General features: G+C 46.2%; 2 protein-coding genes. One reads left to right on the forward strand and one right to left on the reverse strand.

What is annotated here, in order from left to right:
• Positions 1-104: 104 nt before the first annotated feature.
• Positions 105-905 (reverse strand): PEP-CTERM sorting domain-containing protein, encoded by an 801-nt coding sequence (locus QUB52_RS04770; RefSeq protein ID WP_265239018.1) that lies wholly within the window; start codon positions 903-905, stop codon positions 105-107.
• A 1,015-nt stretch (positions 906-1,920) separates the two neighbouring features.
• Between QUB52_RS04770 and QUB52_RS04775 the strand changes: the two genes are divergently transcribed.
• On the forward strand, positions 1,921-9,953 hold an 8,033-nt coding region (locus QUB52_RS04775), incomplete at its 3' end, for a two-partner secretion domain-containing protein (RefSeq protein WP_332974687.1).

Raw genomic sequence — 9,953 nt, forward strand, 5'->3', positions numbered from 1 at the left:
CTATTTTTCCCGTGGTGGAAAAAGTCTTAACATTTAGAAATGCTATTTCTCACAGTACCACTGAACAGACGCACTATTTAGATTTGTATGGGGATGCTTAAGAGTCATTTTTCTGGTTGCTGCTGTCGCTTTTTTTTCCCGCGAGCGGCAGCCAAAGCCCCGATCCCCAGCATAGTGCCGAACACTGTCACAGGCTCGGGGGCCAACTCGGCTGAAATGATGAAGTTTTCAAAGTCAGCGTCCTTTTTTCCTGCGGCATCGTCGAAGGAGATTTTTGTGCCCTGAGCCAGTTGGGCCACTGTCAGCAATGAATATTGCTCTGGGCCTTTACCGCCGTTGATGTTGGTAAATGAGTCGCTGGAGTTGTAGTCGAGCTTAAAGTCGCCAAATACCGCTTGCTGACAGCCCGTCACCAAACAGTCATCTCTCCGAAACTGGGTGTTGGCGGCAAACCAGTCGGGGCTGTTCATGAAGGTGCTTGAGGAGACGTACTGCTCGAATTGTTTGCCGGTGCCACTGTCGCTCCACAGCAGCAGGGCATAAGTTTGATCTTTCAAAAAAGTGACGGTTTGGGTTATGGAGCCGTTGTTCGAGCTGACTGAGTTGCCGAAGGTTCCTTTCGATTGATCAGCGCTCCCGTTATCCGAGGGTTTGAACTCGTAAAACAGTTGGGTGATGTTGCTGTAGCCATTGCTTCCCGACAGAGCTTGGGCTACCCACAAGCTGGACTGGTAACTGCCGTGTGATTCGTCGAAGGTAAAGTTTATGCTTGTATCTTCATCGAATTGGATGCCCTTTGTGCCAAACATGAAAGCTTGCACGGGCGTGCAGATGCTGAGCAAGATTGTGGTTGCCAAGCTGGCAACGGTAAAAGATGTTTTTTTGACTAGCGTTAAGGTGGTCATAACCCTGATTCCTCCAATGTTGTTAGGTAGTAAGGCGGGAAACGCACTTTTCCCGTGACGGGAATAGACGATCGCCTCTTATGCGATATTTAGGACGATGCTCAAACCTACAGAAGAGACTCCACACCAGTGAATCGACAGATTGATATCACTTAGGTGTGTTTTTGAGTAAATGAGTGCTTCTTCTAAGAGTTTTCACTGACACCAGAGTGCCACACTTTAATCTGTAACAGCAAGATTTTCACCCTGCCTAGACTTCCAACCTACTACATTTGTTCGTGTCGGTAACGGTCTCAACCTGACTGCAACACTTGCAAATATTAGCTTTCATCAAAAATACATAAAAATTTTACTCAAGCTTTATAAAGTTATGGTAAAGTTAATCAAAAAAATATAAAGTTTACGAGAAAAACTCGGCTGTTCGACCAGCGATCGAAGCGGGCTGCAAGCTGTTAGCGGGTGTGCAGAAGAGTGAAGTGGCGACTGCGAGTAGGGATTTGAGCGTGTTTTTCGGTGTTCTCAGCAAGTGGCGGCTATAGGCGATCGATATTTGCGTATTTTTGACTAATATACTGAGTGATTTTTTACTCCTAACCTTCGGATTCCGCCTCGTATTTTTACCAGCAGTCCCGAACGCATCAATCCGGCTTTTTAAGGTAATGGCGTGAGTCGATTTGAGATTTGAGATTTACAAGGGCAGATGAATCTGGGAGTTTGAACTTGAGTCTAAAATTTTGATTTTTCCACGACAGGAGTACGTGACACGGTATCCGTTTTTGTGGGGTATCAGAGAAGTAGTGAAAGTGGAAACAATAAACCCAGTTTTATTGCCGCTTGCTGAGTGTTAGTAAAAAACTGTTTCTACGTAAATCCTAGTAATTAAATACATACATTTTTTCCTTTTCCAACTATTAGAGAATAAAAAATCTTGCTATTCTATTGACATGAGGAGTTTTTAGCAGTAAAAATAGGATAGATAAATACGATCGCACTTTAAGCACAATCTTTAAACACAATGACAGCCAACAGACTACCTTTGCTCGGATGGTTATTCATAGTTGGCTGGCTCAGTGCAGCGGCGGGTTCGGCAAACGCGCAACCCATCGCCCCGGCACCGGACGGCACTAACACAGTTGTGACTCCCAACGGCAACCGCTACGACATTTCCGGGGGGTCTTTGAGCGGAGATAAGGCTAATCTTTTTCACAGTTTTACTCAGTTTGGTCTTAGCGAAGGTCAAACGGCTAACTTTTTGACTAATCCCAATATTCAAAATATTCTGGGGCGGATTACTGGGGGAAATCCTTCTTTAATCAATGGCTTAATTCAAGTTACGGGCGGCAATTCCAATTTATTTTTGATGAATCCTGCCGGCATGATTTTCGGGCTAAATGCCAGCCTCAACGTGCCGGGATCTTTTAATGCTACTACGGCTACAGGGATTGGTTTTGGGAACAATCAGTGGTTTAGTGCGATCGGCAATAACAACTGGGCAACTTTAATCGGGATGCCGAATAGTTTTGCGTTTACAACTTTGCCAGGGGGAAGCATTGTTAATGCAGGCAATTTGACGGTGACACCAGGTCAAAATTTAACTTTGCTTGCTGGTACGGTTGTTAATACCGGTCAGCTAACTGCGCCGGGGGGAAATATTCTGATCGGCGCTGTACCGGGTCAAAATTTGGTGCGGATTAGTCAAGTTGGAAATTTATTGAATTTAGATATTCAGCCTACAACAACTCAAAGCTCGCTGCCGAATAATTGGACGCAGCCTGTGTTATCTTTGCCGGAGTTGCTGACTGGGAAAGGTGCGGCACAGGCCACTGGTTTGACGGTAAATGCTAATGGAGAAGTTGTGTTGACGGGGAATGTTGTTGTGCCGGTAGCTGCGGGAACTGCGATCGCCAGCGGCAACATCAACGTTTCTGGAAACACTGGCGGTAATGTTAACATATTGGGTGAGAAAGTAGGTGTTATTGCAGGTAATATCAATGCTTCTGGGGTTAACGGTGGCGGTAATGTACTGATTGGCGGAGATTATCAGGGTTTGGGGAATGTGCCGAATGCTTTGCGGACTTTTGTTAGCGCAGACTCGACAATTAATGCTGATGCTGTTAGTAATGGCAATGGTGGGCGAGTGATTGTTTGGGCTGATGAAACTACTCGCTTTAATGGCAATATTACCGCCAGAGGTGGCTTATTTTCGGGGAATGGCGGCTTTGTGGAGGTGTCGGGAAAGCAATCGCTGGATTTTCAAGGATTAGTGGATTTGCGATCGCCCTTGGGCATTGCTGGCACATTATTATTAGATCCGACTGATATTACGATTAGCACCGGCGCGGATGCAGGCGGTACATTCGCCGTAGGTGTATTTGCTCCGGTTGGGGCTACTTCTACAATCAATAACGGGACGCTGCAAACGCAACTGGGTTTAAGCAATGTCACTATTTCTACTACGTCGGTTGCTGCAAGTGCAGGCGATATTACAGTAAGTGCTCCCGTTGCTTGGAATAATAGTAATTCTCTGACGCTGCAAGCGAATAATAATATTACGGTTAATCAACCTATTACTAATAATGGAAATGGTGCGATCGCATTAAATGCTAGTAATGCAATAGCAGTCAATGCCAACCTTACTACTACCGGCGGAAATATTACCCTCGCCAGTACCAATAATATCAATACCTCTGCAGGCACTCTGAATTCCTCTAACTTTTCAGGAAATGGAGGCGCGATCGCCCTCTCCACTACTGCCGGTAACATTACCACTGGCTCTATGGATTCCACAAGTGCAGGGACTAAGGGGGGAAGCATTACCCTCACTACTGGAGGAACAGGCGTGATTGACACCTCTAATGGCATTCTCATGTCAAGTGGGGGAGCGATCGCCCTCTCCACTGCTGGTGGTAACATTACCACTGGCTCTATGGATTCTTCTTCCTCCAACCCAGGGATTGCGGGAGGGAATATCACCCTTAAAGTTACCGCAGGAAATGGTGCCATCAACACCTCTGCTGGCCCTCTCGATTCTTTTACCACTACAGCCGCTCCAGGAAAAGGGGGAGCGATCGCCCTTTCAACGACTGGGGGTGACATTACCACTAGCAATTTGAATTCCACTTCAGCAGGTATCAATACGGGAGGAAACATTACCCTCTCTACAGGAGGAACAGGCAAGATTGACACATCTCAGGGCACTCTAGGTGCTACTGGAACAAGTGGGGGAGCGATCGCTCTCTCAACGACTGGCGGTAGCATTACCACTGGCAAAGTGAATTCTTTGGCAACAGGTGTTTCATCAGGTAGTACGGGAGGGAATATCAGCTTCACTGTTACTGCAGGAACAGGCGCGATTGACACCTCTAAGGGATTTGTGAATTCCTTTTCCAACAATTCAGGAAATGGGGGAACGATCGCCCTCTCAACCGCTGGTGGTAACATTACTACTGGTAATCTAAATTCCTCTTCATCAGGTACTGCAGGTACGGGAGGGAAGATCGCCCTCTCTACCGGAGGAACAGGCGCGATTGACACCTCTAATGGCTTTCTGAATTCTGCTTCTCAGTCAGGAAATGGAGGCGCGATCGCCCTTTCAACGGCTGGTGGTAACATTAATACTGGCGGCATTCTTTCCCGTTCGAGTGCAGGTTCGGCAGGGGACATCACCCTTTCTGTTACTGCGGGAACAGGTGCGATCGACACGACTGCTGGATCTGTGGATTCCTCTGCATTTCCATTAGGAACTGCCGGCGCGATCGCACTTTCCACTGCTGGTGGTAACATTACTACTGGTTCTATGCAATCCAGTGGTCAACTGGGAGGAAATATCACCCTCTCTGTCACCGGAGTAACAGGCACGATCGACACGACTGCTGGAACTCTCTATTCCATTTCCCAATCAGGAGATGGGGGTGCGATCGCCCTTTCCACTGCTGATGGTAACATTACTACTGGTATTGTAGGTTCCGGTTCCTCTGGTGCAGGTACGGGAGGAAATATCACCCTCTCTGTCACCGGAGGAACAGGCGCGATTGACACCTCTAATGGCTTTCTGAATTCTGATTCTCAGTCAGGAAATGGAGGCGCGATCGCCCTCTCAACTGCTGGTGGTAACATTACTGCCGATCTGAATTCGGCTTCTCAGTCAGGAAATGGAGGCGCGATCGCCCTCTCAACTACTGGTGGTAACATTAGTGCTAGTCTAAATTCCGCTTCATCAGGTGCAGGTACGGGAGGGAATATTGCCCTCTCTGTTACAGGAGGAACAGGCACGATTGACACCACTGGCAAACTTTTGGATTCCTCTTCTCAGTCAGGAAATGGAGGAACAATTTCCTTGACTGCTCCAGATGGGATTACTACAGGTGCGATCGATTCCCGTACAAATTCAACTTCTAGTAGCAGTAATGCAGGAACAATTACTTTTAATCCGGGTACGAGCAATATTACCCTTAATGGTGATATTAATGCCTCTGCTCAAACTGGAATTGGTGGCAATATAAGTTTCCCAACAAACGCCATCCTCACTCAACCCATTACTACCATCACAACTTCAGGAACCGCGAAAAGTGGAAATATCACCTTTGGCGGGACTGTTGACGGCACTGTGAACGGCAACAATCAATTAAACATTACTACTGGCACTGTAAATTTTAATGGGCCTGTAGGTGGCACTAATCCCTTGGCTGCACTTGCAGTAGATGCAAATGCCAATATTACCAGCACAGGCGCTATAAGTATCACCACAACTGGCGATATTTCCACGGGCGATATTACGAATCCCGGACGTGCGATCGCCCTTACGAGCAATAACGGTAATATTATTCATCCTCTTCCAGGGGCGATCGATACAAGTTCTACTACCGGAAATGGCGGCCCGATTACACTCAGTGCTAACAATATTACTCCTGGTAATCTTAACTCAAGTTCGACTGCTGGCGATGGCGGAAAAATCACACTCACGGGGAAAACTGGCAACATTGTAGCAGATGTCGGAGTAGTTTGGAACTCTAGTTCTAGTTCGGGTACCGCCGGAGATATCGCGATCGCAACTCCCAATCAAGTTGGGATAAATATCATTGATGCTAAGGGATTGCCAGGTACTGGAAATATTAGCATTAGTGGCAATGAGATTGGCTTTTCTGGAGGCCCAGATTCCGTACAGGGTAAAGGTAATTTGTCAATTGTGCCGTTTTCGCCCAATGTCGGCATTCGCTTCCAGACTGGACTTGCTGACGATCCGCAGGCGATCGATTTAGGATCACCGTTTTTATCGGCATTGAGTGATGGATTTAGTGCGATCGTGTTCGGAGGGAACACTACTACAGGCAATATCACTGTAGACAATTTGCCAGTATCTTTCAAAGATCCAGTGACTTTCAATACTCAAGGCACAATTTTTGTCAATCCGAATCAATCGATTTCGGGAACAGATAATGCTTCGATTACTCTCAACGCTACAACTAATAACCTGAAGGGCAATATTACCACTCAATCTCAAAATATCACAATTAACGGCAATACCTTAGTTGGAAATAATGTCTTAGTCAGCAATGGCAATTCAGCAAGTGGCAATATTCTGTTTAACAATAACATTGATGGCAGCGGCAATCTCACTTTAGAAACAGGTACAGTTAACTTTTCAGTTAAATCGGCGATCGGCAATACTACACCATTAGGAAATATCACCGTCAATAGTGCTGGTACAGCTACATTTAATGCTGTCACGGCTACCAGTTTCACTACCAATGCTGGCGGCACAACTACACTTAATGGCAATGTCACTACCACCGGCAGTCAAACCTACGGAGATGCTGTCACTGTTGCCAATAATCCCATTCTCGCAGGCAGCGACGTTAATTTCAATAATACTGTGGACGGTAACAGCGATTTGACTGCGAAGGCGCTGAGCGGTAATGTTACATTCAACGGTGCAGTTGGCAATACCACAGCATTAGCAAATATTACTGCTAACTCTACAGGAACTACCGCATTTAATCAAACAGTCAATGCCACGAGTTTAACGACAGATGCTGGCGGCACAACTCAAGTCAAGGGAAATGTCACTACAACTGGCAGTCAAACTTATGGAGATGCAGTTACAATTGCCAATAATCCGATTCTTTCAGGCGACAGCATTACATTCAATAATACTGTTGACGGAACCAGCGATTTGACTGCGAAGGCGGTGAGCGGTAATGTTACATTCAATGGTGCAGTTGGCAAGACCGCAACATTAGGAAATATTACTGCTAACTCTACAGGAACCACCGCATTTAATCAAACAGTCAATGCCGTGAGTTTAACGACAGATGCAGGCGGCACAACTACACTTAATGGCGATGTCAAGACAACCGGCCCTCAAACCTACGGAGATGCTGTCACTGTTTCCAATAATCCCATTCTCACAGGTGACAGCATTACTTTCAATAATACTGTTGATGGTACCAGCGATTTGACGGCGAAGGCGAGTAGTGACAATATTACATTCAATGGTGCAGTTGGGAGTTCAAAGGCGTTAGGAAATATCACCGCTAACTCTACAGTAACCACCGCATTTAATCAAACAGTCAATGCCGCAAGTTTGACGACAGATGCTGGCGGCACAACTCAACTTAATGGCAATGTCACTACAACCGGCGCTCAAACCTACGGAGATGCTGTCACTGTTGCCAATAATCCGATTATCGCAGGTGGCGACATTACTTTTAATAATACAGTTAACGGCAGTAGCGAATTGACTGTGAATGGAGGTACGGGTAATGTTACATTTAATGGTGCAGTTGGCAATGCTAATGCTTTAAGCAAGTTGCAAATTAGCGGAAAAAATATCAATGCGAATTCAGCGGTTAACGTAGCTGGCAATATTGGAATTTCGGCTGATACTATTAATTTGCAAAAAACTTTGACTACCACGAATAACGGTACGCTAATAATTAGCAATACGGGCAATCTCAATATTTTAAATAATCTGAAATTAGACGGTGCATTTAATCAAAATGGCGCGGGAAGCGTTGCCCTAAGCGGAAATATTACCACAACTAATGACAACATTAGTTTTAGTGGGCCGGTGACATTAAATACTCCTGTAACTTTTACATTGGGAGATGCAACTATTGCTTTCGGTTCGACTTTAGCCGCAGGTAGTAACCCGCTGACTTTAACTGCCGGTGAAATTGATTTTTCAGGTAATGTTTCTGGTACGGGGGCGCTAACGCTGCAACCAGCAACAGCAGGACAAAATATTGCGGTTGGCGGAATTGATAACAATACTAGCGCTTTAGATTTGACTGGATCTGAAATTAATTTGATTCAAAATGGGTTTAGCTCGATCGCGATCGGGCGATCGGATAGCACGGCCAAGGTTAGTATACCCAATAATCTCACATTTTTAGACCCCGTAAGTATTCAAGGGGGAACTGGGGCGATCGCACTTGATGGCACTCTGACGGGTAATAACAACAGCAGTATTGCCCTCAACGCTTCCACAATTAATTTAAATTCTGGCATCAATACCAATAAAAATCCGATCGCCCTTAACGGCACTATCCAACTCGGAAACGATATTAATCTCAGTACCGGCGGCGGAGATATTAAGATAGTTGGTGCGATCGACGGCAATCATTTGTTAAACTTAGATGCAGCTACAGGCAATGTGCTGGTGCAAGGAAATATCGGCGGAACAGCACCACTTTCTGTTTTGAATGTTACCGCAAAGCAAGCGGAATTTACAGGTAATATTGCGAGCAATTCTGGTTTTAGTATTGCTGCTGCGAGCACTAAGTTGGGTGGCAATGTTACTACTAATAATGGCAATATCAATATTAACGGTGCGATCGGGTTGACGAAAGACACGATATTGAGCACTGGTGGCGGAAATATTGCGTTTGGAGGTGCGATCGACAGTATTGATGCGGCCCGCAGCCTAAATCTGGATTCAGGTAGCGGCAACATCACATTTAGCGCAGCCGTCGGCGCCACTCGACAGTTAGCAAATTTCGCGATCAAAAATGCTGGCGACGTGACAGCCAACTCGACAATTAACGCGCAAAGCTTGCAAGTAAATAGCGCGGGAAATATCAATTTATTGGGCAATGTCACTGCTTCAAATGCTGGAAATGGAGGGACGATCGAGCTTTTGAGCCCGCAGGGACAAGTGAATGCTAGAGATTTGAATACGGCGGGAAATATCGGCGGGAACATCACTGTTAAAGCTTTAAATTCAATTACGGCGGGAAGACTTACCTCCTTTGGTACAGCGGGAAATGGCGGCAATGTGTTCTTAGATCCGATCGGCGATATTCAAGTAGAATTTATCAATGCCCAAGGCGGTACTGGCGGCACCGGTGGGAATGTGTTTATTGAATCGACAGGGGGATTTTTCCGCGCTACTGGTACTTTTTCAACTCCACTTTCGCCGACGGGATTTGCTAGCATTTCTACTGCTGGCGGTGCCGGTGGTGGCCAAATTACAATTGTGCACGCTGGGGGAGATGGAGGGACGCCGATTCAACCGTTTGTCGTTGGAAATGCTGCTAGCAACGGTACGGCGGGTGCAATTACCACGGGACAATCTAGCATTACATCGCAGTCGTTTCCGCGTTCTAGTAGTGTGGGTAATATTGTGTTTTCGACTGACGACGCGATCGATCCCACGCCGACAATTCCGCCGACAACTCCACCAACAACTCCACCAACAACGGAAACAATTCCGCCGATTATTCCGCCGATTATTCCGCCAATAATTCCGCAGATAACGGAAACAACTCCACCAAATATTCCACCAAATGTTCCGCAGATAACGGAAACAACTCCACCAAATATTCCACCAAATATTCCGCCGATTATTCCGCCGACAATTCCGCCGACAATTCCGCAGATAACGGAAACAATTCCGCCGATTATTCCGCCGACAATTCCGCAGATAACGGAAACAATTCCGCCGATTATTCCGCCGATTATTCCGCCGATTATTCCGCCGACAATTCCGCAGATAACGGAAACAATTCCGCCGATTATTCCGCCGACAATTCCGCAGATAACGGAAAC

It is taken from the genome of Microcoleus sp. A6-C6, from assembly GCF_036705955.1.
GTDB lineage: Bacteria > Cyanobacteriota > Cyanobacteriia > Cyanobacteriales > Microcoleaceae > Microcoleus.